This window comes from Halomonas sp. A40-4 (assembly GCF_015767635.1).
Classification (GTDB): Bacteria; Pseudomonadota; Gammaproteobacteria; order Pseudomonadales; family Halomonadaceae; genus Vreelandella; species Vreelandella janggokensis.
This window is the reverse complement of sequence record NZ_CP065230.1, coordinates 836,854-861,923: the sequence shown is the minus strand read 5'-3', so window position 1 is coordinate 861,923 and position 25,070 is coordinate 836,854. Positions and strand designations below refer to the sequence as shown.

Here is a 25,070-nt window from a genome sequence, read left to right as displayed (position 1 = left end):
CCCCTGCGCCTGGCGTCCAGTGATTTATTCATCATTGATACTAAAGTATAACGACTTTAGTTTAATTCATAAGCATGGCCTCATAGGCCGGGTCGCCGCTCGGCCGGTATGTTAGCTTGCTGGTTTCATCGTCATTCTCCCCAAGGAGCGCCGTATGCTAGACCGCTGGACCATGCCCCTGACCCATCGCCCACTTGAACGGCTCGCCCATCGGCTTACCGGGCGTGCCACGCCCGACCAGGTGACCTTTATCGCTTTCCTGATCGGCATCACTGCTCTGCCCTTGTTGGCATGGGAGCATTACGCGCTTGCCTTGGTGGCAGTATTGTTGAATCGCCTGGGAGATGGGCTGGATGGCGCCTTGGCTCGGGTGAGCGGCCAGACGAGCGAGGCAGGGGGGTTTCTGGATATCGGTCTGGATTTCGTTTTTTATTCAGCCGTCGTGTTGGGCTTTGCGTTGGCCAACCCGGCAGAGAATGCCCTGGCTGCCGCTTTCCTGCTGTTTACCTTTATCGGCACCGGCACGTCGTTTCTAGCGTTTGCGATTGCCGCCAAACAGCGCGGCGTCGAGCGGCCCGACTTTCCGACAAAAGCGTTTTACTACCTGGAAGGGCTCACCGAGGGCACCGAAACCTTTGTTGCGTTGGTGGTGTTTTGCCTGTTTCCTCAGCATTTCCCGCTACTCGCCAGTATTTTCGCGGTGGCCTGCCTGATCACCACCACCACACGGCTATGGGGCGGTTACCTCACCCTTAGGCGTGATGTTTAGACACAAAAAAACCCCCTCTCGGGGGCCTTCATGCATCTCACCGACTTCCTGTCGTTTGTATCCCTCCTGGATACCTTTCCATGGCATGTGCTGTATGACGTCCTGTCATTTGATTTCCTATCGGGCTTGCTGGCTTATCCGTAAGCCTGCCTTCCTGGCGAGCCAGACGATTCCTTGTCCTACACACCGGTAACCTTAGATGCTAACCGCCAACATTGCAAAGATTTGCATAAATTTTTTACTGGGACGCGAACCATGGGTGACACTACCAGGCTCATAACTCCAGCCCCCTTCATTGAAATATAAACCCATGTTATTTAAATAAATGCGGTAGAAAATTGAAGGCAATTGCTGTTCAGGAAGGTGAATCTGCAATAACCTTTCGTTTGCATATCCCAGGTTATCGCACGATGAGAAGCATTATAATAGGCTCCACCTCGTACAATATAGGTACAACATAATAAACATCGGCAGAGCCCGATATTGACGACCCCGCATTCACAAGGAGACGTGCTATGCAACGCGAACAGCGTATTGAGATTTCACAGGCCGGACTGCAACTCGCCATTCAGGAAATCAAGGACGACATGTTTGACACCCCCGCCTGCGATTACACCGTGGCCAAGCTGCTTAGCCACTGCGGCCGCTTTAACGAAGCCGAACAGTTAATCGACACCATGCTGTTGCGCTGGGGCTCATCCCCGGACGTGGTTGCGCTGGTTGAAAAGGGCTACGCAAATATCGATGCCATGAGCGTGCCCATTGCGACGCCCTCAAAAAGCGCCGCCTTAGCCTAGCGGGCTATCTTCCCTCGCCCACTGACGACGGAGCATAGCCTAGCAAGCAGTTTGACAGCCGCCTGTTCTTTATATAGAACGTTCTATAAAAGGAACATTTATAAAGCCAAGAGGCGGCGCTCCCATGGATTCACTTTCACTCAAGACCCTTGGCCACCATTTACAAAGACTCCGCCTTGAACGTGGCTGGTCGCTTTCGCAGCTAGCCAGCGAGGCAGGCATCGCCAAATCCAACCTGTGCCGCCTCGAACAAGGCAACGGCAACCCCACCCTGGACACGATCTGGCGCCTGGCCGTGCAGTTGAATGTGCCCTTCGGCACCTTGGTCGCGCCTATTTCCGTGCCGCTCGGCGAAGACGGCGTTCAGGTACGCCTGATCGATCAGGGCAAGGATTGCCCCCAGGTGGATGCCTACTGGATGCGCTGCGCACCCCATACATTGCGGCATGCTGAAGCCCATACAGCGGGCACGCGAGAATCCCTCACGCTGATCAGCGGCTGGCTGGAAGCCGGGCCTGAGGGTGACACGACAACACTGACCCCCGGGTGCCATGTCACCTTTTGCGCTGATCAACCCCACCTCTACCGCACCCAATCAGCGGCGGCCACCCTGCTAATGACGATTACCTATGGCAAAGAAGGCGAAACACCATGAGCCAGATTGCCCAACATTCGCCCGCCCGAAGCGCGTTGCAGGGCGTTCGTGAAGCCATTCCGCTACTGGGCGGCTACATACCGGTGTCCCTTTCGTTTGGCTTGATTGCCACCCAGGCAGGCTTCAGCACCTGGGAAGCGGTCGTGATCTCGACGCTTATTTACGCTGGTGCTTCGCAGTTCCTGTTCGTGGGCATGGTGGCCGCGGGGTCTCCACTATGGCTTGTCGTAGCCATGACAATGCTGATTAACGTACGCCATGTGGTGTACGGCCCTAACCTGGCGGCGTTATTACCGCGCAGCCGCCACTGGCCCTGGCTGATGCACGGCCTGACCGATCAGGTGTTTGCGCTTGCCCTGACGCGCTTACCCCAGCTGCCTGACGCCAAACGGTTTAGCTGGTTTGTCGGCGCCTCGCTGCTGGCCTGGGGCACCTGGATCATCGGCACTGCCGTGGGCGCCACCGCCGGGGAAGCGTTTACCGCCCGCTGGCCGCTATTGGGCGAGATTATGCCCTTCGCGCTCCCCGCGCTGTTTCTTACCATGGTGGCGCCTCGCTTTACCGATAAACGCTGGGCAATGGCCATGGGGCTCACCATTCTGGCTGCGCTGGGTTTGACGCTGATCGGCTGGAGCAACGTGGCGATTCCGCTGGCGGCTGCCTGCGGCGCGCTATGCTTCTATACGGTCAAATTCGAAAAAAGGAGGCGTGACTCATGAGCACCGCGCTTTGGCTCGCCGTTGTAGTGTCGGCCTTGGGGACCCTGCTGATGCGGGTGGTGCCATTCATGTGGATGCAGCGCCGCCTGGATAGCGACACCGGTATGAATGCCATGCCCCAGTGGCTTGGCATTCTCGGTCCGCTGATGATTGCCGCCGTGCTAGGCGTTTCGATTGTGCCAGTGAGCCCTAGTCTCATTTCCTGGATAGCGACCGTCATCGGGCTTGGCGTCACGCTGTTGGTGTGGTGGCGATTACGCTCGCTGGGTTGGCCTGTTGCCGCTGGCGTCAGCGTGTTTGGCCTGGTGGAAATCGTGGCGGCGTTAGTGGGGTAAACCCTCGTCAAACCGCCGCCTACCACGCCGGGATCAATCGCTTTATCGCGTCACCAGTACGATGCCAATCAGGATAACGCCGCCGTCGGCAACAACAGCAGCACCGTCACACTCAATTGATAGCTCAGAGTGAGCTCCACGGGCGCTTCGGAAAGCGAGGTCTTGCGGATCACCACCGTCGTTGCTGCCCAAGATAGCCCTGCCAGCAACCCCTGCCCATCGCCGATCAGAATATCGATGCTATAGGCACCGCTCGGCGCCATGGCAATCACCATGCCCAGAAACGCCAGGCCAACGCCCCACCACTGGTGGCCGACCGGCTCGCCAGCGGGGTGTTGGTGCGCCCATTTGCGGAACAGTATCCGCTCGCTTCTCCGTTCGCCTATGAACTGATTCTGCCTTCTGAAGGCGTTACGCCACCGGCGGTGGCACGCTTCATCGAATGGTTAGAGCAAGAAGCGGCTCGCTTTCGTGGCGCAGCACGTTAGGATTTTGCTTCGGCTTCACGTTTATAATCCTGAAACAACCCATACTGCCACTGCCTTACCGCCAGCACAGATGTGGTGCCAAACCGCTGGTGAATAGGCAGCCCGCTTTCTCGTTCACACAGGGAGTGGAACTCTTTAGCAAGACGCTGCATGGTCTGCTGCCATTCGGCATTACCCGCGGGGGATAGCAAGCCATTGAGTACGACCAGCTTTTCGCTGTCGCTATCAAAGCGAGAGCGGAAAAACTCGTTGGCGATGTACTGCTGGAAGAAACGCTGGATCGGCCCGTTCACCCGCCAGCGAAAATTAGCGGCTAACCGCCGCCTGATACGGTTACCGGGGAGTAGCTCAATAAGCTGAAGCCGCTCAAGCTTGAGTAACTGCCGGGTACACTCCAGTTCGCTTAGCTGGTACTGGTGATGAATTTCGTCGAAGCTATAGCCATTGATAACGCAGACCGCTACCAGAAACAGCTCACGGTCATCGACGATACTTTGCTCCTGGGCCTGAGTCAGTTCCTGCAGACGCTGCTCCCCTGCCTGCATGGTCTGCACCAGTTCGACGAACTCAAGGTTAAGCTGATCACAGATGCACTCTAGCCGCGCCAAAGTAAAGTGCTTTTCAGCGAACAGGCGCTTCACCGAGGCCTCGCTCAGCCCCAACCACCGGGCAACATCGGCATAGGTTTTACCCTGAGCACGAAGCTGGCGTTTTAGCGTTTCAATCAGCGAATCGGCTTGGGACATAGACATCTCGTAAGCGGAATGAAGGCGCACCATACATAAAAAGTAGCAGATAGTGATACCAACCGGCACTTATAACACAACTTTTCGCAAACTAGTTGCAACAAGCAAGCCTTACTTAGAAAGTGCGAATACTTACAGGGACTTATAAGGCTACACAACCATGCACCGACTGCTGCAATTGAAAGGCGCTTTGCCCTACCTGATCGCCATCTTCCTCAATGCTTTTGTGGATCTGGGGCACAAGATTGTCATTCAGAACACGATCTTCAAAAGTTACGACGGTGAAACGCAGGTCGTCCTCACCGCGTTGGTCAACGGACTTATCCTGCTGCCCTTTATTTTGCTGTTTAGCCCGGCGGGGCACGTGGCAGACAGCTACCCCAAGGTGCGCATTCTACGCACATCAGCCTGGGCTGCCGTTGTGGTTTCACTGGGCATCACCGCCGCTTACTATCAAGGCTGGTTCTGGCTGGCCTTTGCGATGACGCTACTGCTGGCGATCCAATCGGCTTTCTACTCCCCGGCCAAGTACGGCTTGGTAAAAGGGCTGTTCGGCAAGCCGCGCCTGGCAGAAGCCAACGGGTTGATCCAGGCCGTCACCATTGGGGCCATTCTGGCAGGTACCGTGGCGTTTACCGCACTGTTTGAAACCTGGATAACACCTACCGATCAAACGCCAGCGCAGCTGTTGCGCCAGATAGCGCCCCTGGGCTGGCTACTGGTACTCAATAGCGCTATTCAGGTGGCAACGCTTTACCGTCTTCCGCTTGATAGCACTACGCAATCTGATACTCCATTGACTTGGCAACGCTACATTAGGGGTGCTGCACTAAAAGATAACCTGCAGATTATCGTCCGCCAGCCCGTCATCAGGCTGTCCATTATCGGCCTGGCCACCTTCTGGTCGGTGGGCCAAGTGCTACTGGCGGCCTTTCCCGCCTATGCAAAAGACGCCCTCAGTATCGATAACACCCTGGTACTGCAAGGCATTCTGGCGGCTAGCGGTATCGGGATTGCGCTGGGCTCCATGCTTGCCAGCAAGCTTTCACATAACCGCATAGAAACGGGCTTGATTCCCGTCGGTGCTGTTGGGGTAGCCGTGGGGCTATGGTGCCTGCCGCTGTTCACCACACCTGTTGGTCAAGCGCTGAACTTTGTGTTTATTGGCATGATGGGTGGACTGTTTATCGTACCGCTTAACGCGCTGATTCAGTTTCACGCCGCCGACAACGAGCTAGGCACCGTGCTGGCTGCCAACAACTGGATTCAAAACATCGCCATGCTGGGCTTTTTGGTGCTCACGGCGCTGTTCGCACTGGCAGGAGTAGACAGCCACTACCTGCTGTTGCTCATTGCCACGGTGGCGATGGTCGGCGGCGGTTACACCATTGTTAAGCTGCCCCAAAGCCTGGTGCGCTTCCTGTTGAGCTTCTTGATGACTCGTCGCTACCGGGTCGATGTGCATGGCTTGCAGAACCTGCCCGCCCAGGGAGGTGTGCTGCTACTGGGCAACCATATCAGTTGGGTGGATTGGGCCATGGTACAGATCGCCAGCCCCCGCCCCGTGCGCTTTGTCATGCTCAGATCGGTTTACCAGCGCTGGTACCTGCGCTGGTTCTTAAAATCCTTGGGCTGCATTCCCATCGAGCGTGGCAGCGGTGCCGAAAAGGCCCTGGCCGATGTTGCTGAACAACTCAACGCAGGCGAGGTGGTGTGCCTGTTTCCTGAAGGGGCGATCAGCCGCACTGGCCAGCTGGGTGAGTTCCGCCGGGGCTACGAGCGCGCCTGTGGAATGGCTAACCCCGACGTAAAAATCGTGCCTTTCTACCTGCGCGGCCTCTGGGGTAGCCAGTTTTCCCGCTCGTCCAGCAAGTTAAAGGAGCTGCGCAATGCGCCCCTGCACCGCTCGGTCGTGGTCGCCTTTGGCAAACCGCTGCCCAAAGATACCCCCGCGGATGTGCTGAAACGGCGTATTTTCGAGCAGGCGACCCGCTCCTGGCAGCAGGCCATGGACGACCTACCCACCCTGCCTAATGCCTGGATTCAAAGTGTTAAGCGTCGCCCTGGCGAACTTGCCTTGGCCGATACCCAGGGCCACCCACTCAACGCAAGCCAGGCACTCACCGCCAGCCTGCTCATGGCTAAACGGATTCGCAAACTCAACCCAGGACAGAACGTTGGCCTGCTGCTACCCACCAGCAGTGCCGGGGTTATCGCCAATATGGCCACGCTGCTGGCGGGTAAAACGCTGGTGAACCTGAATTACACCGCCGACCAGGAAGCATTGACGTCCGCCCTTTCCCAGGCGGAAATCACCACCGTATTCACCTCACGGCGATTTTTGAAGACGCTTGAGCAGCGCGGACTCGACGGTAGCCAATGGCTTGGTGAGCAGCAGGTGGTCTTTTTAGAAGACCTACAAACCAAGATTGGCCGCGCCGAGCGCTTGAGCACCTGGCTTGCAGTGAGGATATTGCCGACGTGGCTAATACAACGTTGCTTCTGCCACGGCCACGATGCCGACGCGACTGCCGCCATCCTGTTCTCAAGCGGAAGTGAAGGCGAACCCAAGGGCGTGATGTTGAGCCACCGCAACCTGATGGCCAATATCAAGCAAACTTCTGACGTGCTTAACACCCAGAGCAACGACGTGGTAATGGGCTCACTGCCACTGTTTCACGCCTTTGGCCTTACGGTCACCCAACTGCTACCGCTGATTGAAGGGCTGCCGTTGGTATGCCACGCCGACCCCACCGATGCTCCAGGTATCGCCGGCGCCATTGCCAAGTACCAAGTCAGCCTTATGTTTAGTATGCCCAGTTCGCTTCCGTTGTTTGTCGATAGCTCAGAGGTTTACCCGCCGATGCTGGATAGCTTGCGGGCGGTCGTCGTAGGGGCAGAGACGTTCGATGAGAGCGTACGCGCCAGCTTTGCTCAAAAATTCAGCACGCCTATCTACGAAGGCTATGGCGCGACTGAAACCGCACCGGTAGCATCGGTCAACCTGCCCGACGCCATGGGCGCTAACTACCAGCAGGTGCAACGCGGCAGCAAGCCAGGCACCGTGGGCATGCCACTGCCCGGCACCAGTTGCAAAATCGTTGACCCTGAAAGCTTTGCAGAACTAACTACCGGCGAGGCGGGCATGATATTGATCAGCGGGCCGCAGGTGATGAAAGGCTATCTTAGTGACCCGCAGCGCACAGACGCCGCCATCAAGGAGCTCGACGAACAGCGTTGGTTTGTCACCGGCGATGAAGGATTTATCGATGAAGATGGTTTTTTGACCTTGATTGCTCGTTAACCTTTCAGTCATTGAGCAATCGTGGTCAGGGTAAAATGATGCACAGTGAGTTATAGATGTTTTGAAAAGAAACCCATCAGCAACTCGTAATGCCTATTCTGCCCAGCGCTGCTGGGTATATGATCCTCGTCTTCGTAGTAGTGCACTTCCGGGCTGCGACCGTGCTCACGCAGGCGTTTTTCCAGGCACTTGGTCATTTCAACCGACCACACCGCCGCTTGAGTAGCCATAAGGGAACGCCAAGAAGCCATGGGCGGCGAATAGTACCGCGTCCCGGTGGCTCCCCCCACGCGCCTTCAGAGCCATGCAGCAGCATGATGTCAGGAAAGGGTCCATCAACCGGCGGGCCGTAAGTAGCGCCCCAGTCGGGCAACTCGCGCTGCACGATGTTTAAAGGCATTTAGACTCCCTGCAGGCTTCCCTCATCCTCACCCCCGTCGCCTACCGTCGACGCTGATGCATTCTATTCCGACGGCTCCCCCTCAGCGTTATCCGCCTCCGAGGAGCTTTTAACTTTCGCCCCACGCGCAACATCCTGATGACTGATAACCACGACGTCTCTCGGCCACCATTCGGGGTGATTATCGCGGATAAATGCCATGAGCTTTTCTCTTACGTTCATTTCCGCTGTCCACCCGGCCATGGGGTCAGAGGTCATTAAATAACAGGACACGGTTTGCGCCGTTGCCGTCTGGGCCGTCACATAACACAGCAGCTTGTGGTGCTCGATAACGCAGTCCTCTTCCTTTGCGAACTCCAGAAACTTGTCTCTGATCAGCCCGATATCCGCACTCAGGTGCAGGGTCAGTTCCACGTATCGGTACATCTTGATACTCTTGACCGAGAGATTCTGGAAAGGCTTGGACGTAAAGTACGTAACAGGCACGATCAACCGCCGTTCGTCCCAGGTTCTCAAGCGGATGAAGGTATAAAAAATGCCTTCTACATAGCACCACTGGTCTTCAAAGATCACCAGATCACCAATGCGAATCGGCTTGGCAAACGATAATTGAAAAGACGCTAGAATATTGCCCAACACCGCCTGACCGGCAACACCCACCAGTACCGCCAGAACGCTGGCAGACGCCAGAATGGATAACCCCATGGATTCAAAAAGCTGTATCTGGCCGAGGACATAAATCGACACGCCGGTGACGGAAACCAGGATAATGATGCGGCGTAGCGCGTAGAGCGACGTCAGTAATTTGCGATCATCCTTGGGCTTGGTGTCATCAATTTCCCCTACCATGCGTCGGGTCATGCGCAGCATCAGGGTATCCACGAAGCGCATCGCGATGGTGCCAGCCGCCCAAGCAAGAATACCAATGAGTAGAACACGAAAAGTGGTCGTCGCCACCGCCGAAAACGAGACGACGTAATTCAACAGCATTTGGGTGAATAGCGACATCACGATCAATGCCGTCGGCATACCAATCTGCTCGGCAAACATGCGGAAAGCGCCGGCGGGCAACCAGTTCGACATCAAACCGATCAAGCGATGGACCCCCCAGCCCACCATGCCCACGAACAACAAGAAAACCGGAATAGCGAGCCATTCCCACAGTCGCAATATGCCAAACGACGTCTGCAAGCGTTCAGGGATATATTGCTCCAGCATCGATGGCCCGAACTCTTCATACAGCACTGGAATATACGAGACGCTGATGGGCATGATCAGCCACATCGGTTCATCATCACCCACGCGATAGCGAGCAAGCCGGATATCATAGGTTTGCCCGTTAGCCCGTAATGATGCCAACTCCAGGTTACGCCGCGTTTCGCCAACAAGGGGGTTTTGGCCAGCGGGGTCTTCTATCACGGCGTCTTCTCGCCCCGACAGGTTATCGACGCTGATCCGTTCGCCACGCTTGAACACTTCCGCCAACTGTCGAGCCAGTTCCTGGCCTTTTTCGCGCTGCTCACTGTTGCTCAATTCCGACAGATTGAGTATGTGCGCCGCTTTTTCGTACTCCCCCTGTTCGGTGAGATCAAGAAAGCTTCGCATGGCTTCACGTGGCGTGACGCGGTTGGCTTCTTCAGGTACTTCGCCAAGCCCCGTATTGAGCGAATCAACGCTAAACCACCGACGGTTCTCGCTCTCTTCTCCTTGAGTTTGCGCCGCGCACAGGCTGGAAAAAGTGAAGGTCAGAACCAGCACTAGCCACGCGGGCCACGAGACGGTTGCTTTCATACTTACCTTATTGATTGAGATGGGCCACTTGTCTGCCGACGACAGGCCGGGAATGCGCCATTCCAGGCCTTCCTGGTCAGTGAAGTCAAGAGTACAGCCTACCTGGCTTTATGAAGCAAGGTGGAGTGCATCAATAACCTGCGGCGATGCAGGCGACTTGGACAAGGAAGTTGTTAACTTAGTCCACTCACCGCTCGCCTTTCGTTCCAATATCGCAACAATGATTCCCAAAAACCCCATCTACTGCGCCTTTTGTTCTAGCAGTATGATTTCTGCGTGACAACATATCTCTGCCAACAGGAGTACATGATGAAAAAACTGTTGCGTGTGACGAATGCGCCACGGGCTCATTGGGTAGGCGATGGATTTCCTGTTCGTTCGCTTTTTTCCTATGGTCAACGTTCAGAACAGCTGAGCCCTTTTCTGTTACTCGATTACGCGGGCCCTGCAAACTTTACGCCTGCAAAACGGCCTCGCGGCGTGGGGCAGCACCCGCACCGTGGGTTCGAAACGGTAACGATTGTTTACCAGGGTGAAGTGGCGCACCAAGACTCCACCGGTAAAGGGGGTGTCATCGGCCCCGGGGATGTGCAGTGGATGACCGCAGGCGCAGGCATTCTGCACGAAGAGTTTCATTCTCCGGCATTTACGCAGTCAGGCGGCTCGCTGGAAATGGTCCAGCTGTGGGTCAACCTGCCAGCAAAAGACAAAATGGCAGCCCCTGGCTACCAGGCTATTTTTAATGCTCAGATCCCTGTGATCGAATTGCCGGATCAAGCAGGCCAAGTACGCGTTATTGCCGGTGAGCACCTTGACCATGCAGGGCCTGCGCGCACTTACTCCCCCATGAACGTCTGGGACGTTCAGTTAAAAGGCGGCAAAGTCGCCACGCTGAACCAACCCACCGGTTGGACGACGCTTCTGGTGGTACTGCATGGCACCGTACAGGTCAATGGCGAACAGGTAGTTCGGGAAGCACAGGTTGTCGAACTCTCAAGGGAAGGAGAAGCAATGAGCATCGAAGCCAATAACGACACCTCTTTTCTGCTGCTCAGTGGTGAGCCGCTGAATGAGCCAGTCGTAGGTCACGGACCTTTTGTCATGAACAGCGAGCATGAAATCATTGCGGCAATCGATGATTTCAACTCTGGACGTTTTGGAAAGATGCCCGCCTGAAGCTCACTTTTGAGCTAACCCGCTAGCTGCCTTGGGCAGCTAGCTTTTGGTTTTATGTTCCAGGCTGCCCTGGGAAAGGAATAAATTCCGCATCATCGCCCTGGGGAAGGCGAAAGCGACCATGCTCAAAATCCGCTTCTACCCAAGCCTGCTTGGCAGCCTCCAGTTTTTCACGGGAAGAGGCGACGAAATTCCAAGAGATATACCGTGGCCCATTCAGGGTTTCGCCTCCCAGTAACATCAACCGAGAACCCGCTTTTCCTGCCACCACTGTTATCGGGTCGCCCGGTCGGAAGACCATCATGCGGCCAGCCTCAAAGGTCTCGCCTGCGATAAGGACACTGCCGGACATCACATAAATACCTCGATCTTCATGATTATCCGGTAACGGTAGCTTTGCGCCTGGCTGCAATATCGCATCCGCATAAAACATTTCGGAGAAGGTCTCTACCGGCGCCCGTTCTCCCCATGCCGTACCCAAAATCAGGCGCACTTCCTTGCCCTCGCCTTTAAGTATCGGCATTGCTTCCTCGCTGTGATGCTCAAAGCTGGCTGGCTTGTCTTCATGCGTCTCAGGGAGCGCTACCCAGGTCTGAACACCTAATAGCGGGTGTTTGTGCTGGCGAGTGATCGCACTGGTGCGCTCAGAGTGGGTGACCCCATTGCCCGCCACCATCCAATTAACCGCGCCAGGACGGATCATTTGGTCAGTACCCAGGCTATCGCGATGCTGGAACGCCCCCTGATACAGGTACGTCACCGTGGCAAGCCCAATATGCGGATGGGGGCGAACATCAATGCCTTCACCCTTCAGAAACTCAACGGGCCCCATCTGATCAAAAAAGATGAAAGGTCCCACCATCTGGCGTTTAGGAGCAGGAAGCGCACGGCGCACCTCGAAACCACCCAGGTCCCGAGCACGGGGAACAATCAGTGTCTCGATATCATTCACGCTACCGGCGGATGGGCATTTGGGCTCTAAATCAGGCATCCAGCTCATAGGATTTTCCTCCAGCAGTGAGAGGCAGACAACGATGTCGTGTGCCTGGTTGTATGAGGCAGTCAACTGCCAGTACTTGCTTCTATTACGTTAATCCATATCAGCGAAACATCCATGGGGCGACCAGACGGACGACGCGAGGCATCACCACATAGACCACCAGCCCTACCACGCTGGCCGCGACGATACCGTGCCTGATCCCCCACGTACTCAGCCAGGGGAGCAGTGCAAAAAGCGGTGTCAAAAGAACAGGAACCAGAAGGGTAAGCGGCCAGATAACCGAGGTGGTCACGAGCCACTGTTTCCAGCGCACAGGCTGCTTGTTGGTGGGCGCACTAGGTGGCGAAAACCAGTAGTCGATACCGCTCTGAATCTCGATTACCTCCTCTTCCCGAAAAGCAGGTAACGCATCATTGATCAGTGCTTTTCGCTCGGCAGACTCAAGCCATCTTCCTGCATCGGCATGGGAGGCAAACCTTAGCGCGATTTCATAGTCATTGTGCCCCTCAGCAGGGCGCAAAATATGCACGCCTAGATGCCCCGGATACTGAGCGGCCACATGAATAATTCTTTTTAACCATGACTCGTACTCGGCCCGGGCATCGGACTTTACACGATGGCATATCTTCAGTGTGATCGCCCTCGACTCGCTAGGTGGAGCTGCAAGAGATTCAGAGATCATTTTGATCTTCCATCACCAATGGACACGCGGTGGGTGCCATCCTGAAAAGCCATGACGGAGGCGCACTCGCCCCCGTCATGGGCACGATTTACTTGCTGGTCAGCGTGCTGTAACTATTCATTAAATTACGGTAGTCAGGTAGGTGGTTGGCAAACAGCGTGCCGAGACCTTCTACATCATTGCGCCAATCGCGATGCAGCTCACAGGCTGCGCCAAACCATGTCATCAGTTGTGCGCCTGCAGTGGACATACGGTCCCAGGCGGCATCACGAGTGAGCTCATTAAAGGTGCCCGAAGCATCGGTAATCACGAAGACGTCAAATTCCTCTTCAAGAGCAGAGAGCGCCGGGAAAGCCACACACACTTCGGTTACCACACCGGCGATGATCAACTGCTTTTTGCCCGTTGCTTTTATGGCGCTAACGAAATCCTCGTTATCCCAGGCATTGATCTGCCCAGGACGTGCGATGTAGGGGGCGTCTGGAAACATCGCTTTCAGTTCGGGCACCAGAGGGCCATTGGGACCGTCTTCAAAACTCGTGGTGAGAATGGTGGGCAGTCCAAAATATTTAGCCAGATCCGCCAGCGCTAATACGTTATTTTTAAAACGATCCGGATCAATGTCACGTACTAGCGACAGCAACCCGGTTTGGTGATCTACCAACAGAACAGCGGCATTTTCTTTATCAAGACGAACATAGGGCTTGGCCATGATGTACTCCTTTTTATCTACAAGGCTGCGTGAGCAGTGGCTAATGAAGTGCCAACATGCGTTTCCACATGCTTTATAGAGTGTATTCCGCTTATTCGAGGATTAGATAAAGAAATTAGGACACAGCGTTGCATAGGGAGAACACACATGACGGCCCCCAACCTTAACGATCTGTATTACTTTGTGAAGGTCGTCGACCACGGTGGTTTTTCGCCAGCGGGGCGTGCCTTAGGCATCGCAAAATCCAAGCTGAGCAGGCGCGTGGGCGAACTAGAAAATCAGTTGCATGTTCGCCTGATGCACCGCTCGACCCGCCACCTGACGCTTACCGATATTGGCCAACGTTATTACCAGCACTGCAAGGCGATGCTGGTGGAAGCGGAAGCCGCCCAACAGTTCATTGAAGAGAGCAAGCAGGCCCCTTGCGGCGTTATCCGTATAAGCTGCCCCACCGGGCTGTTGAGCTTTCACGTGAGTGCCATGCTGGCGGACTTCATGACCCTTTATCCCGAGGTAGAGGTTCATCTCGAAGGCACCAATCGGCGCATTGAGCCGCTCGTTGAGGGTATGGATATCGCCCTGCGTGCCCGCCCCTTCCCCCTTGAAGACAGCGACCTGATTCTTAAAGTGCTGTCGGATCGAGGCCAATGCCTGGTAGCAAGTCCGGCACTGCTTGAGCAGCATGGCGTACCCTCTACCCCCGAGATGCTCGCCAACCTGCCCAGCTTAAGCCGGGCGCGGCCGGAAGAACCGCATGTTTGGCGCTTGCAGCGGGACGGTGACGAGAGTGTGGTGGAACATTCACCGCGCTTTATTACCACTGACATGACCGCGCTCTATAAAGCGGCTTTAGCTGGCGTCGGCGTGGTGCAACTGCCTAGCTTGATGCTGGGAGATTCGCTCAGGTCAAAAACGTTGGTGCAAGTAGTGCCCGAGTGGGAACCACGGCGGGAAGTCATTCATGCGGTTTACCCATCGCGACGCGGCTTACTGCCTTCGGTCAGAGCGCTGCTGGATTTTCTTGCCGAACGCTATGCCGCGCTTGGTTCTGAATACTGACATGGGAGATTACCGAGCCGACGCTCCCAGCAGATTAAGCTCACTATCATGGAGAGAAACCAGTAAGGGTTCGCCATCTTCATTGATACGAAAACGGCCGTAACGGGCAGGCTCGTAGCGTTCAACATGACCTTCCTGGAAAAAGAAGGCATCAGTGGCAAAGCGCACTTGGCCATTACGAATCCGATAGCGCAGTTGCTGTTCGTCGTCGGCTAAAGAGGTGCCATCATCCAGGCGCTGAAAGTGGGCGATACGCTGTTCATCCAGGCGCACAATGACATCACCATTCTTTGCCTTTGGGGTGCCTTCTTCGTGGTGCTGACGAAGTGCGCGCTGAATAGCATTACTCAACTCAAAATTGAGCGCCATATAGTCACCCTGCATCAGTGAACGCGGGTCGACGGGCGCCAGCTCAAGGTAAACGATGTCACCCTCGGCCAGGTGGCGCTCTTTCTCCCAAATTGCCCAGTTGACCACCGCAAGAATCAGCAAGGTGGTCACAATAATGACAACGCGGCTCCACTTGGCACTAAGCATCATGACCTGGGCTCCCGCGGTGTGATGGCGCCATGCCACACACGCAGTGACTTGCGCAGCACCCAACGCAGCACGAAAGACAGTACCCCTATCACTAACAGCGTTAATGCCTTGATGAGTAGCGTCGTATCCAGCCAGTAGTAATAGCTGCCCATCCCCACCAGCAGCGACAGCACACCTAGCCCCATCAGTAGGCGATGACCTATAGCAACCCCCAGCAACATCACCACGACACCTTGCACAACCATTGGTACGTATAGAGACATCAAGAGCAACGCGGCAACCCCTACAAAGACGCTCCAATGCCGCGGTTGCGTTTTGAAAACCCTTTGCAGCAGCAGTGCCAGCGTCAGCGCTAATACGAGGGTATTCAACCACGGCGCCAACCACCCTCCGGTGCCTGTACTGTGACTTTCAAATTGAATCAATAACGGCTGCCCGACATGCGCGACTCCCTGCAATACCAGCAGGCCCACCAAGAGGCCATAGCCCCAGGCCTGGACACTTCTGATATGCCTGGGCCAGCGAAACTCATTCAGCCAGAACAGCGTAAGCGCCAACAGCACCAGCCCGCTCGCGGCTTGGTCCAAAGCACTCATCGCCAAGGCCATATACAGCGCCAAGCTGGCGGCAAAGGCAGAAAAGCTTCGATGAACCAGACTCGGCATGACCAGCGCCAGCACGACCTGCAAACCCAACAGTGGCCACCAGAGATAAGCAGACGTTTCCCAGACCATCACCCATGCCCAAGCCACTAACAGTTGGCCGACCAAACTCACTGCCAGCGCCAAGTGTTCAAGCACATCACTGCGAGCCGCACGTAATAATGCAAACGCGGCAACGATCATGGCGATTCCCAGCCCCATCGACGCCGTCGAACTTTCCACCACCGACATAGCCCCCAGGCCGATAAAGCCAAGCAGGAACAACGCCGCCAGCCAACCGGAAAATGCCTGCAACAGGCGTACAAACCAAGGCACTTCCGGGGATGCTGCTGTGTCGTGCTCGTTTAACGGGATACCCGCCTGATCCAACCGGATGATTAGAGGTGTCGTTTCGCGCGTCATTGGGTAACCTCCAAGTGTAAACGCTTCAACCACACCACGGCCCCAGCCCCCAGTGCTAACACCACAAGCGCAAGCATCAGCATACTGCCCGCCTGCCACTCGTCCTTCCCTATCAAGAACCTGGCCATCAGTAACGTCACGACACTAATCACCGATACACAGCCCCCCGCCACCAACAGTAAATCGGGGCGCCAGAGGCGATACATGCTATACAGGGCCAACAACCACAGCGGGTAAACCACTAGCGTCGGTGCAAAAGACGCCGAATTGACGATCCATGTCATCATCAGGAACGTGACAGTCACCCCACTTCCCAGCGCCAATAAGCGTATCCCCCAACGACTCGAGCGCCAGCCCCTGCGCTGTAGCCCCCACTCCCACACAGCAAGTGCGAAAGTATTGAGCGCAAATAGCCACCAGAAAATGGCATCACTGCTGATAAACCAAATATCCAGCGCCCCGCCCCAAGTTCGAAAATAAAGCCAAAGCGACACGTTAAGCAGCCCGAGCCACAACACCCAGAGCACTTCAAAACGCGCCACCCAAACCCAGGGCAGCGTAAGCACCGCCCAAGCAAAGAACAATTGCCATGGGTCAGCGCCGGTTTGATACACCTGACCCAACAACGCCAAGAGCACCCCGACCAGCAGGCACGCTGCCATTATCGCAACCCTAAAGATCAACCGCCGAGTAGTGCCCCAAACGGCAACCCCGGCTGCCAACACCAGCGCCACCTGCACCAGTGCAAAACGCGGCCAGCGGCCCATCTCTGCCCAGTTATACGCGATGAAAAACAGCACTGCGAAAGCCAGCGCCAGCCCGCCTAGCCATAACAGCAGCCGATCAATCAGCACGGCCCAGGCCCGGGAGGAAGGAGACAACTCGGCAACGTCCACCGCGCGCGCCACCTGCTCGGGCGGTAGTGTTCCCTGTTCAATTAACGACACCAGTTCACGGCGTTTTGAAGCCATGGTTTTCCTTGTCAGTCGGTCAGAGCAATAAGGTTTTGAAACTGTCTACTGAATAGGATGACCGAGCCAGCGTTCATCGTTACACCCGCTCGGCAAGAAAAAGATCACCTGCAACTTGTTTTTATAAGCTTTTGCATACAAGTTATGTAGAACCCTTCATCCAATTCAGCGTCGAATGCGTATGCTTTAAAACGATGCTGATGTTATAGCGAACCCAGCCACCCTCTGTCGACGGCTTACCCCCACAGGAGGCATCCAATGCTTATAAAGATTGCCAAACCGAGTGACTTGCACGAATCCGATGTCACGCCCGAGTCTATCTACCTATCCCGACGGCGCTTTATGGGCGGCATGGCAGGCCTGGGGGCAGGGCTCGCGCTCTCTGGTGGTGCCCAGGCCGCCGCCGACGACTATTCGGACGTTCCCGAAGGCGATGCCCCCGGTTGGCTGAAAGAAAAGATCAGCGACGCCAAGTGGGATGCCATCACCCCAAGCGACCCTGAAAAGGACAAGCTCGCGCCCTTTGATGACGCCAGCCAATACAATAACTTTTTTGAATTCGGCACCGACAAGGGCGACCCTGCCCGCCATGCGGGTAGCCTGGAAACCCAGCCGTGGAGCGTGGTGGTCGACGGTGAGGTGAACAACGGCGGACGTTTTGCGCTTGAGGACCTGGTCAAACCGTCGCAGTTTGAAGAACGCATTTACCGCCTGCGCTGCGTCGAAGCGTGGTCGATGGTGATTCCCTGGCTGGGCATCCCGCTGGCCGAAATCATCAAGCGCGCCGATCCTACCAGCAAAGCCAAGTACGTACGTTTTGAAACCCTGGTCGACCCGGAGCAGATGCGCGGTCAGCGTTCATCCTTCTCGATCATCGACTGGCCCTACGTGGAAGGCCTGCGCCTGGACGAAGCCATGCACCCATTGACGATAATGGCCATGGGCATGTATGGCCGCGAACTGCCCAACCAGAACGGCGCCCCCTTGCGGCTGGTGGTTCCCTGGAAGTACGGCTTCAAGAGCATCAAGTCGATTGTGCGCATCTCGCTGGTCGAAGAACAACCGGTCAACTCCTGGCAGAAGATTGCCTCGGATGAGTACGGCTTTTACGCCAACGTTAACCCCAATGTGGACCATCCCCGCTGGAGCCAGGCAACCGAGCGCCGCCTACCCAACACCCTCTTCAACTCCAATACCATCGACACCCGGATGTTCAACGGCTACGAAGATGAAGTCGCCGAGCTCTATGCGGGCATGGACTTGAGGAAGCACTACTGATGGCAACGCAGCGCAAATGGTTGGCCTGGCGGGTGGCAGTGTTTCTCGCTGCACTCGCGCCGCTGATAGTCTGGAGTTGGCAGGTGGCGAACAACGCCGCTGGCCCGGAGCCAGGGCGCTACCTGCTGCTCAACATCGGGATTGGCGGGCTGTGGATGCTGCTGTTTACCCTCAGCCTGACGCCGCTGACCAAGCTAACCCGCTGGAAAGGCTTCGCGCTGATCCGGCGCCAGTTGGGTTTGTGGACGCTCGCCTACGCCACCCTGCATATGCTCAGTTACGCGCTGTTTATTCTGGGGCTTAACTGGGCACTGCTGGGCAGCGAAATCGTCAAGCGCCCGTATATTATCGTCGGCATGATCGCGCTAATCGGCCTGGCCGTACTCGGGGCAACGTCCAACAAATGGTCGATGCGTCGCCTGGGCAAACGCTGGAAGCCACTGCACAAATTTTCCTACGCTATCTTGGGCCTCGTTCTGCTGCACTTTTTCTGGGTGGTACGCGCCGATATGGGCGAATGGGCAATGTATGCGGCCATTGGCGCGCTCGTCATGGCCACCCGTCTGCCCCCTGTCTCGCGCACGCTGCCCAAACTACGCCACCGGTTGAGTCGAGCGTAGGTAGCACAACGCAATGCATCTTATGATTGGCGTCTAGCCGTTATGCCGTTCACTCCAGTTTAGTGAAACGCAATTGAGCAATCCGCGAAGGCGGTAAGAACGAATCTGACCGGGCGTTTTCCCAGTAGTGCTCAAAGACTGTGTGATGGCAGTTCCCGGTCAGCAACTCGTTAGGCTTCAAGAACGTGAAAAGCTGATCGTAGGATTGAATCTCATTTTCTGACACCCGCCGGATAATGTGCTCTGGGCCCAGCTCACTGGTATGACCAAGCCCGGCGGCGGCCAGCATCTCTGCCAACGCTCTTAGGGTGTTGCGGTGGTAGTGATAGACCCGTTCAGACTTATCGGCGACATCCAAATGCTGCCCCCGCTTCGGGTCCTGGGTTGCCACCCCGCTGGGGCATTTATCGGTATGGCAGTTGAGCGCCTGAATACACCCCAGTGAAAACATGAAGCCTCGACCGGCGTTGCACCAATCGGCTCCCAGGGCGATAGTGCGGGCAATATGAAAACCGGACATGATCTTGCCCGCCGCTCCAATGCGAATTTCGTCACGCAGCCCAGCACCCACCAGCGTATTGTGAACCAGAGTCAGCGCCTCGGTTAGCGGTACCCCGAGCCGATTGATAAATTCCAGCGGCGCTGCCCCTGTGCCGCCCTCGCCTCCGTCAACCACAATAAAATCCGGCCGCTCGCCGGTTTCAAGCATGGCTTTGACAATGGCAAACCACTCCCATGGATGGCCAATCGCCAGCTTGAAGCCCACCGGTTTACCTTCGGAAAGCTCACGCAGGCGGGCGATAAAATGCATTAACGCCAGCGGCGTTGAAAACGCCGTATGGGCGGCGGGTGAGACAACATCCTCGCCTATCGGTACGCCCCGCGCCTCAGCGATTTCAGCAGTCACCTTGGCGCCTGGCAGAATGCCTCCATGACCGGGCTTTGCCCCCTGGGAAAGCTTGATCTCTATCATCTTCACCTGATCGTCGCAGGCATTCGCCGCAAAGCGCTCCTCGCTGAAGGTTCCATCGTCGTTACGGCAGCCGAAGTAGCCCGAGCCTATCTCCCACACCAAATCACCACCGTGCTTGCGATGGTAGCGGGAGATCGATCCCTCACCGGTATCGTGATAAAAGCCACCCTTGTGCGCTCCGGCATTAAGCGCCTCAATCGCATTGGCCGACAGCGAACCAAAACTCATCGCCGAAACATTGAACACACTGGTGGAATAGGGCTTACGGCAGCGGCTGCCGCCCACCTGAACACGAAAATCGTGATCGTCGATAGTGCTGGGTTGAAGGGAATGATTGATCCATTCATGGCCCGGCTGATACATGTCCAACAACGAGCCAAACGGCTTCTTGTCGCTTTCATTCTTGGCACGCTGATAGACCACCGCCCGCTGTTCCCGCGAGAAAGGCCGCGCGTCCAAGTCCGACTGGATAAAATACTGCCGAACCTCCGGGCCTATCGACTCAAGGATATAGCGTAGGTGGGCCAGGATGGGGTAATTACGGCTAACGGTACGCCGACGCTGACGTACATCGTGGACCCCAAGCGCCGACAGCAGGCCGAAGACCACCACGCCCCACAGCCACATCATTGAAAACATCAGCCCAATCAGCGAGATCGCCAACAGCAACAAACAGGCAATAAAGGTGGCATGTCGGAGAGGAATGCGGGTAAGCCCCCGGGGGTTGATCATAAGCGTACAAACTCCGTTTGAGTCGTTTCACACCACATGGCGAAACCGCCTAGCATAACGCAGAGAGTGCACGATCGACCAAGCCGCTTTTACCCCATGACGGGCGCATGCTGCGCCATCAACTCGACGACCCAATCGATGAACACACGCAGCTTGGCACTGACGTGTCGATTGGGTGGAAAGGCGATGTACATTGGCATCGGCTCCAAGTGCCAATCATCAAACAAACGTACCAACTCGCCGCAAGATACGTGATCCCTAGCCATATAATCAGGCAACCAAATAACGCCGAGCCCCGCCAGGCCCGCGGCAAGCCCAGCATTGCCATCGTCGACCGAGATCACATAGCGCCCCTGCACGGTGACACGCTCTGAGTTGCGGTGCAGGGCATAGGGAAAGGCAGAGCCTGTGCGTGCCCATCTGAAACCGACAATGTAGTGAGGCGGGAGCGACAGTTCTTGGGGGTGCGAAGGAACACCTGCCCGTTTTAGATAGTTTGGTGCAGCGTAAACACCCAGCGTCAGATCACCCACGCGACGTGCCATCAAAGATAAATCGGTAAGCTCTCCGCCCCGCACCACACAGTCCACGCTTTCATCGATTAAATCCACCATGCGATCACTGACGCCCATATCGATTTGAATATCGGGATATTGAGCGTGAAAAGCAGGTAAGGCAGGAATCAGGATCATGCGAGCGAAAGGGCTGGGCACATCTACTCTCAGTCGGCCGCGAGGCAACACCGAGGCGTTGGACAGGCTGGTTTCGGCATCATCCATATCAGCCAGCAGCTTGATGACGCGCTCGTAGTAGGCGGCACCGTCCGCCGTGACGTTAACCTTGCGGGTGGTGCGATTGAGCAGCTTGACGCGCAGGCGCGCTTCCAGTTGTTGCACGAGCCGCGTCACGCTGGTCTTGCTCATGTGAAGTGTGTCAGCCGCCTTGGTAAAGCTGCCCGTCTCCACCACCCGAGCAAAGGCCTGCATTGCATTGAAACGATCCATGGTTGCGACAAGCACCTCGTGATTGTTTGAAAACTACAAACAATGTTGAACAGAATCCCCCGTTTATCCACCACAAAGACAGGCCTAAAGTGATATCACCGTAACTCACCGGTCGAATTCGACCACTGAAGGAGATTCACATGGCTAAGCGAGACGTCGTTTTTCCCCAGGGCCGCCAGGCGCTTTATGAGCAGAACACCTATTCCGCCGCCGTCCGCTCGGGCGACTTTCTGTTTGTGTCGGGCCAGGTCGGCAGTCGTGAAGACGGCTCCCCCGAGCCGGACTTTGCATCTCAGGTGCAGCTTGCCTTCGACAATCTACACAGTGTCCTTGAAGCAGCGGGGGCAAGCTTCGACGATATCGTCGATGTGACGAGCTTCCATACCGACCCGGAAGCCCAATTCCCTATCTGGTTGGAAGCCAAGGCGCGCGTTTCCGGAAAAACCCTACCCGAACTGGACCGCGGTCGGCGTGACGTGGCTGGCGGGGTTCGACTTTGAAATCAAGGTCATTGCCAAGCTACCCGAGTAAACACCCTGATAACTCAAGCGCCTACTCATCTCGGCTGAGCAGCGCTTCTACTGGCGGCCCCGATAGTTTTCTGCAAGCGCAGCGCGTCACGCTTTGGTGGCATCTTGAAAAGGCGACCGTATTCGCGAGTGAACTGAGAGACACTCTCGTACCCGACTTCAAAGGCGGCATTGCTCGCGGTCACACCTTCGTCAAGCATCAGGCGGCGTGCTTCGATCAAGCGCAGCCGCTGCTGGTATTGGCCCGGCGTTAGCGACGTCATGTGTTTGAAATGCTTGTGAAACGAGCTAAGACTCATGCCCGCCTCAGTCGCCAACTGTTCCACCGGCACACGTGACGTGTAGTTAGCTCTGAGAATCTCGATAGCGGCCGCGAGGCGGCTTGCGTAGCTATCCGGATCGGCAATCTCACGCAGTGCATTGCCGTGAGGCCCCGAGAGCAGCCAATAATGCAGCTCCTGCATGATGCCGGGACGCAGAAGCGGCGCGGAATCGGGGCGATCCAGCAGTTTTATCAGCCGGGATGCGCAGTCAATCAACTCGGCTTCAGTGTCTTCGGCGAATAGTGTCTGCATCTCGGATGGGCGCTGGGTGCGGGTGCTGCCCATATGCGCGGTAAGCTCGCGCAATATTCTTCTATCCAGGTCAATCGCAACGGCCAGGTAGGGCTCGTCCTGACTGGCTTGGATAATCCGTCCGACGACCGGCATATCCGCGCTCACGAGCACCGACTCCCCACCAGCGACCACTCGGGTCTGGTGCCCGACCGTCATCCGCTTTGCCCCCTGTAACACCAGGCAAACCAGCGGTTTGTAGACCGATTGCAAATCACTGGCGGGGGTTTCGACGCACATCATGCTAAGCCCGGACACTGAGGTGAACACCAAGCCATCGTGATTGGCGTGGTGCTTGGCATAGACTTGAACCGCCTGTTTGAGTGAATTCATCTGCTTTCCTCTCGCCGCCTGTTGATCAACGTTAGCATCCATCAACAGGAAACTCGCTGCACTTACAGGATTAGGCAAGTTTTGCGCATGGGCTGGCAAGCCCCGCCGTCACTGAATGATTAACACTGGGGCAGCTCGGCGATCACACCCACGCCGAAGGCATTCGTCATACCGAGTTATTCAGAAATGGAGGCGTTAACCATGAAAACATCAGGCAATACCATGCTCATTACCGGCGGTGGTTCCGGGATTGGCCGCGAACTAGCCTTGCGATTCAACGCGCTGGGCAACACTGTGATCGTCGCCGGGCGGCGCATGGAGCCGCTAGAGGAAACCATTGCAGGCCAGCATGACATGCACGCAATGGCCCTCGATGTCGAAGACCCAACGGCCATTACCACCTTTGCGGAGCGCGTCGTCGCCGAGCATTCCAGGCTCAACGTTTTGATCAACAATGCGGGCATCATGCGCCGCGAGGACTTGACCAGCACCCATGACATCATTGATGCCGAACAGACGATCGTCACCAATCTGCTCGGCCCGATCCGACTGACCAATGCCCTGACCGACCACCTGGTCAACCAACCGTACGCCGCCATCGTGAATGTCTCCTCAGGGCTGGCGTTTGTGCCGTTAAGCGGCACGCCTACCTACAACGCCACCAAGGCAGCCATCCATTCCTATACGATCTCGCTCCGCGAGCAGCTCAAGGGCAAGGTTGAACTCATCGAGCTGGCCCCACCTGCGGTACAGACGGAGCTGACACCTGGGCAGTCGACCCGCGAAGGCTATATGCCGCTTAATGACTATATGGAAGAGGTCATGACACTGTTTCAAAAGCAACCCACGCCCAAGGAAATCCTGGTGGAGAACGTAAAATTCCTGCGTTGGGCGGAGCGCGACGGACACTTCGATCAGGCGGTCGAGATGCTCAGTAAAATGTAAGCCCTTTCCTCTAGCCTTCTAACTGGCAAATGCACTGTTTGCTGACGCACTGCAGTGCATTCTTCCATTGACTCCAACTGATATGGATAAAGCAAAGAGAGGTGAAGACAACTCCTTACTGCAACGCTAACTCAATATTACGCTCTATCAACTTCAATGTTTTTAATTACCCGAGCAGGATTACCGCCGACCACCACATTATCCGGCACATCCTTAATAACGACGGCACCCGACGCAATAACAACGTTATTGCCTACGCTAACGCCCGGGTTAATAATGGCACCGCCACCAATCCAGACGTTATCTCCAAACCTAATCGGCTTTGCGTACTCTTTACCCGCATTGCGCTCATGCGGATCGAGGGGATGCGTGGCCGTATAAATCTGCACATTCGGCCCCAGCATGCAGTTATCGCCAAAGCGTATTTCACAAACATCCAACAGTATGCAGTCGAAATTGGCAAAGAAGTTTTCACCAACATGAATATTATATCCATAGTCCAGGCGAATATTGGGCTCTACATAAAGACACTCCCCTGTAGAGCCAAATAACTCTTTTAACGCTTTCAAGCGCTGAGCGTCGGTTTCCAGTACTTGATTGTACTGCCTCACTTTGCGCCTTGCTTCCTCCTGCTCTTTTCTCAATACCGGGTCAGCAGGATTATAGAGTTCTCCTGCTAGCATCTTGTCTTTTTCTGTTCGCATTAGTCGCTTTCCTTGCTAGAGCCCCATGTTAATCAACCTCGGCCCTTATTGTCTCGCGCCGGTTCGTCGTCGAGCGGTGCAGCAAATTCACGATATCATCGACACCACGGTAGACAACGGGAATCACTA

The 25,070-nt window shown here is 55.9% G+C and carries 27 protein-coding genes; 13 read left to right on the top strand and 14 right to left on the bottom strand.

All coding sequences use genetic code 11. The features are described 5' to 3' along the window. Positions 1-154 precede the first annotated feature (154 nt). The 5 genes from IT895_RS04115 (at position 155) to IT895_RS04095 (ending at position 3,275) form a co-directional block, all read left to right on the top strand. The gene (locus IT895_RS04115) at positions 155-769 is read left to right on the top strand and encodes a CDP-alcohol phosphatidyltransferase family protein (protein WP_085920207.1); all 615 of its coding nucleotides are present in this window, start codon (positions 155-157) and stop codon (positions 767-769) included. Positions 770-1,284: 515 nt separating this feature from the next. Further along, a complete protein-coding gene (locus IT895_RS04110) occupies positions 1,285-1,566 on the top strand; it encodes a hypothetical protein (protein WP_085920206.1) in 282 nt (93 codons plus the stop codon). A gap of 124 nt (positions 1,567-1,690) precedes the next feature. Continuing rightward, the gene (locus tag IT895_RS04105; RefSeq protein WP_199284785.1) at positions 1,691-2,221 is read left to right on the top strand and encodes a helix-turn-helix domain-containing protein; all 531 of its coding nucleotides are present in this window, start codon (positions 1,691-1,693) and stop codon (positions 2,219-2,221) included. Then, positions 2,218-2,940: an AzlC family ABC transporter permease gene (locus IT895_RS04100; protein WP_085920204.1), complete on the top strand. Its 723-nt coding sequence runs from the start codon at positions 2,218-2,220 to the stop codon at positions 2,938-2,940. The genes IT895_RS04105 and IT895_RS04100 overlap by 4 nt, the downstream gene beginning before the upstream one ends. Next, a complete protein-coding gene (locus tag IT895_RS04095) occupies positions 2,937-3,275 on the top strand; it encodes an AzlD domain-containing protein (RefSeq protein ID WP_199284784.1) in 339 nt (112 codons plus the stop codon). Before IT895_RS04100 ends, IT895_RS04095 begins: the two co-directional genes overlap by 4 nt. Positions 3,276-3,343: 68 nt before the next feature. Here the strand turns inward: IT895_RS04095 and IT895_RS04090 are convergent, their stop codons facing one another. Continuing rightward, positions 3,344-3,550 carry a hypothetical protein gene (locus IT895_RS04090; RefSeq protein ID WP_233337360.1) on the bottom strand — a complete coding sequence of 69 codons (207 nt, stop codon included), beginning with the start codon at positions 3,548-3,550 and terminating at the stop codon, positions 3,344-3,346. 63 nt (positions 3,551-3,613) lie between these two features. On the opposite strand from IT895_RS04090, the gene IT895_RS04085 reads away from it, so the two are divergent. Continuing rightward, a complete protein-coding gene (locus tag IT895_RS04085) occupies positions 3,614-3,763 on the top strand; it encodes a hypothetical protein (RefSeq protein ID WP_233337359.1) in 150 nt (49 codons plus the stop codon). Here IT895_RS04085 and IT895_RS04080 read toward each other — a convergent pair. After that, the gene (locus tag IT895_RS04080) at positions 3,760-4,509 is read right to left on the bottom strand and encodes a helix-turn-helix domain-containing protein (protein ID WP_199284783.1); all 750 of its coding nucleotides are present in this window, start codon (positions 4,507-4,509) and stop codon (positions 3,760-3,762) included. The genes IT895_RS04085 and IT895_RS04080 overlap by 4 nt on opposite strands. Before the next feature lie 160 nt (positions 4,510-4,669). Between IT895_RS04080 and IT895_RS04075 the strand changes: the two genes are divergently transcribed. Continuing rightward, on the top strand, positions 4,670-7,813 hold the full coding sequence (locus IT895_RS04075; protein ID WP_199284782.1) for an acyl-[ACP]--phospholipid O-acyltransferase: 3,144 nt from the start codon (positions 4,670-4,672) through the stop codon (positions 7,811-7,813). A 193-nt stretch (positions 7,814-8,006) separates the two neighbouring features. Here the strand turns inward: IT895_RS04075 and IT895_RS19325 are convergent, their stop codons facing one another. Both IT895_RS19325 and IT895_RS04065 read right to left on the bottom strand, forming a co-directional pair. Further along, positions 8,007-8,213 (bottom strand): hypothetical protein, encoded by a 207-nt coding sequence (locus IT895_RS19325; RefSeq protein ID WP_233337358.1) that lies wholly within the window; start codon positions 8,211-8,213, stop codon positions 8,007-8,009. Between the two features lie 63 nt (positions 8,214-8,276). Next, complete coding sequence (locus IT895_RS04065) at positions 8,277-10,004, bottom strand: mechanosensitive ion channel family protein (RefSeq protein WP_085920200.1); 1,728 nt, start codon at positions 10,002-10,004, stop codon at positions 8,277-8,279. Positions 10,005-10,313: 309 nt separating this feature from the next. Between IT895_RS04065 and IT895_RS04060 the strand changes: the two genes are divergently transcribed. Further along, a complete protein-coding gene (locus IT895_RS04060; RefSeq protein WP_085920199.1) occupies positions 10,314-11,180 on the top strand; it encodes a pirin family protein in 867 nt (288 codons plus the stop codon). A gap of 52 nt (positions 11,181-11,232) precedes the next feature. Here the strand turns inward: IT895_RS04060 and IT895_RS04055 are convergent, their stop codons facing one another. The 3 genes from IT895_RS04055 to ycaC form a co-directional block, all read right to left on the bottom strand. Continuing rightward, positions 11,233-12,180, bottom strand: coding sequence for a pirin family protein (locus IT895_RS04055; protein WP_199284781.1), 948 nt, complete (start codon positions 12,178-12,180; stop codon positions 11,233-11,235). A gap of 100 nt (positions 12,181-12,280) precedes the next feature. Continuing rightward, positions 12,281-12,862 (bottom strand): antibiotic biosynthesis monooxygenase, encoded by a 582-nt coding sequence (locus IT895_RS04050; protein WP_199284780.1) that lies wholly within the window; start codon positions 12,860-12,862, stop codon positions 12,281-12,283. An 88-nt stretch (positions 12,863-12,950) separates the two neighbouring features. Further along, positions 12,951-13,574, bottom strand: a complete 624-nt coding sequence (gene ycaC, locus IT895_RS04045; protein ID WP_085920196.1) for an isochorismate family cysteine hydrolase YcaC — start codon at positions 13,572-13,574, stop codon at positions 12,951-12,953. 147 nt (positions 13,575-13,721) lie between these two features. Here ycaC and IT895_RS04040 point away from each other — a divergent pair, with 147 nt between their 5' ends. Then, positions 13,722-14,633 carry a LysR family transcriptional regulator gene (locus tag IT895_RS04040; RefSeq protein WP_199284779.1) on the top strand — a complete coding sequence of 304 codons (912 nt, stop codon included), beginning with the start codon at positions 13,722-13,724 and terminating at the stop codon, positions 14,631-14,633. Positions 14,634-14,642: 9 nt separating this feature from the next. On the opposite strand, the gene IT895_RS04035 is transcribed toward IT895_RS04040, so the two are convergent. Genes IT895_RS04035 through IT895_RS04025 form a run of 3 tightly spaced genes read right to left on the bottom strand, consistent with a single transcriptional unit; the run spans position 14,643 to position 17,208 of the window. Further along, complete coding sequence (locus tag IT895_RS04035) at positions 14,643-15,173, bottom strand: GDYXXLXY domain-containing protein (protein WP_199284778.1); 531 nt, start codon at positions 15,171-15,173, stop codon at positions 14,643-14,645. Continuing rightward, positions 15,170-16,237 carry a DUF4401 domain-containing protein gene (locus tag IT895_RS04030; protein WP_199284777.1) on the bottom strand — a complete coding sequence of 356 codons (1,068 nt, stop codon included), beginning with the start codon at positions 16,235-16,237 and terminating at the stop codon, positions 15,170-15,172. Before IT895_RS04030 ends, IT895_RS04035 begins: the two co-directional genes overlap by 4 nt. Continuing rightward, the gene (locus IT895_RS04025) at positions 16,234-17,208 is read right to left on the bottom strand and encodes a DUF2157 domain-containing protein (protein ID WP_199284776.1); all 975 of its coding nucleotides are present in this window, start codon (positions 17,206-17,208) and stop codon (positions 16,234-16,236) included. The genes IT895_RS04030 and IT895_RS04025 overlap by 4 nt, the downstream gene beginning before the upstream one ends. A 258-nt stretch (positions 17,209-17,466) precedes the next feature. Here IT895_RS04025 and msrP point away from each other — a divergent pair, with 258 nt between their 5' ends. Continuing rightward, positions 17,467-18,486 (top strand): protein-methionine-sulfoxide reductase catalytic subunit MsrP, encoded by a 1,020-nt coding sequence (msrP, locus tag IT895_RS04020; RefSeq protein ID WP_199284775.1) that lies wholly within the window; start codon positions 17,467-17,469, stop codon positions 18,484-18,486. Next, entirely contained in the window at positions 18,486-19,106 is a 621-nt protein-coding gene (msrQ, locus tag IT895_RS04015) for a protein-methionine-sulfoxide reductase heme-binding subunit MsrQ (protein WP_199284774.1), read from the top strand. Before msrP ends, msrQ begins: the two co-directional genes overlap by 1 nt. A 49-nt stretch (positions 19,107-19,155) precedes the next feature. Here msrQ and IT895_RS04010 read toward each other — a convergent pair whose 3' ends face one another. After that, positions 19,156-20,811 carry an FMN-binding glutamate synthase family protein gene (locus IT895_RS04010; RefSeq protein ID WP_199284773.1) on the bottom strand — a complete coding sequence of 552 codons (1,656 nt, stop codon included), beginning with the start codon at positions 20,809-20,811 and terminating at the stop codon, positions 19,156-19,158. Positions 20,812-20,900: 89 nt separating this feature from the next. After that, positions 20,901-21,815, bottom strand: a complete 915-nt coding sequence (locus IT895_RS04005) for a LysR family transcriptional regulator (protein ID WP_199284772.1) — start codon at positions 21,813-21,815, stop codon at positions 20,901-20,903. Between the two features lie 140 nt (positions 21,816-21,955). On the opposite strand from IT895_RS04005, the gene IT895_RS04000 reads away from it, so the two are divergent. After that, positions 21,956-22,315 carry a Rid family hydrolase gene (locus IT895_RS04000; protein WP_233337357.1) on the top strand — a complete coding sequence of 120 codons (360 nt, stop codon included), beginning with the start codon at positions 21,956-21,958 and terminating at the stop codon, positions 22,313-22,315. Between the two features lie 56 nt (positions 22,316-22,371). On the opposite strand, the gene IT895_RS03995 is transcribed toward IT895_RS04000, so the two are convergent. Beyond that, positions 22,372-23,292, bottom strand: a complete 921-nt coding sequence (locus tag IT895_RS03995) for an AraC family transcriptional regulator (protein WP_199284771.1) — start codon at positions 23,290-23,292, stop codon at positions 22,372-22,374. A 201-nt stretch (positions 23,293-23,493) separates the two neighbouring features. On the opposite strand from IT895_RS03995, the gene IT895_RS03990 reads away from it, so the two are divergent. Next, positions 23,494-24,237, top strand: a complete 744-nt coding sequence (locus IT895_RS03990) for an SDR family oxidoreductase (protein WP_233337356.1) — start codon at positions 23,494-23,496, stop codon at positions 24,235-24,237. A gap of 137 nt (positions 24,238-24,374) precedes the next feature. Here the strand turns inward: IT895_RS03990 and IT895_RS03985 are convergent, their stop codons facing one another. Next, positions 24,375-24,941: a sugar O-acetyltransferase gene (locus IT895_RS03985; RefSeq protein WP_199284770.1), complete on the bottom strand. Its 567-nt coding sequence runs from the start codon at positions 24,939-24,941 to the stop codon at positions 24,375-24,377. Positions 24,942-25,070: the final 129 nt, after the last annotated feature.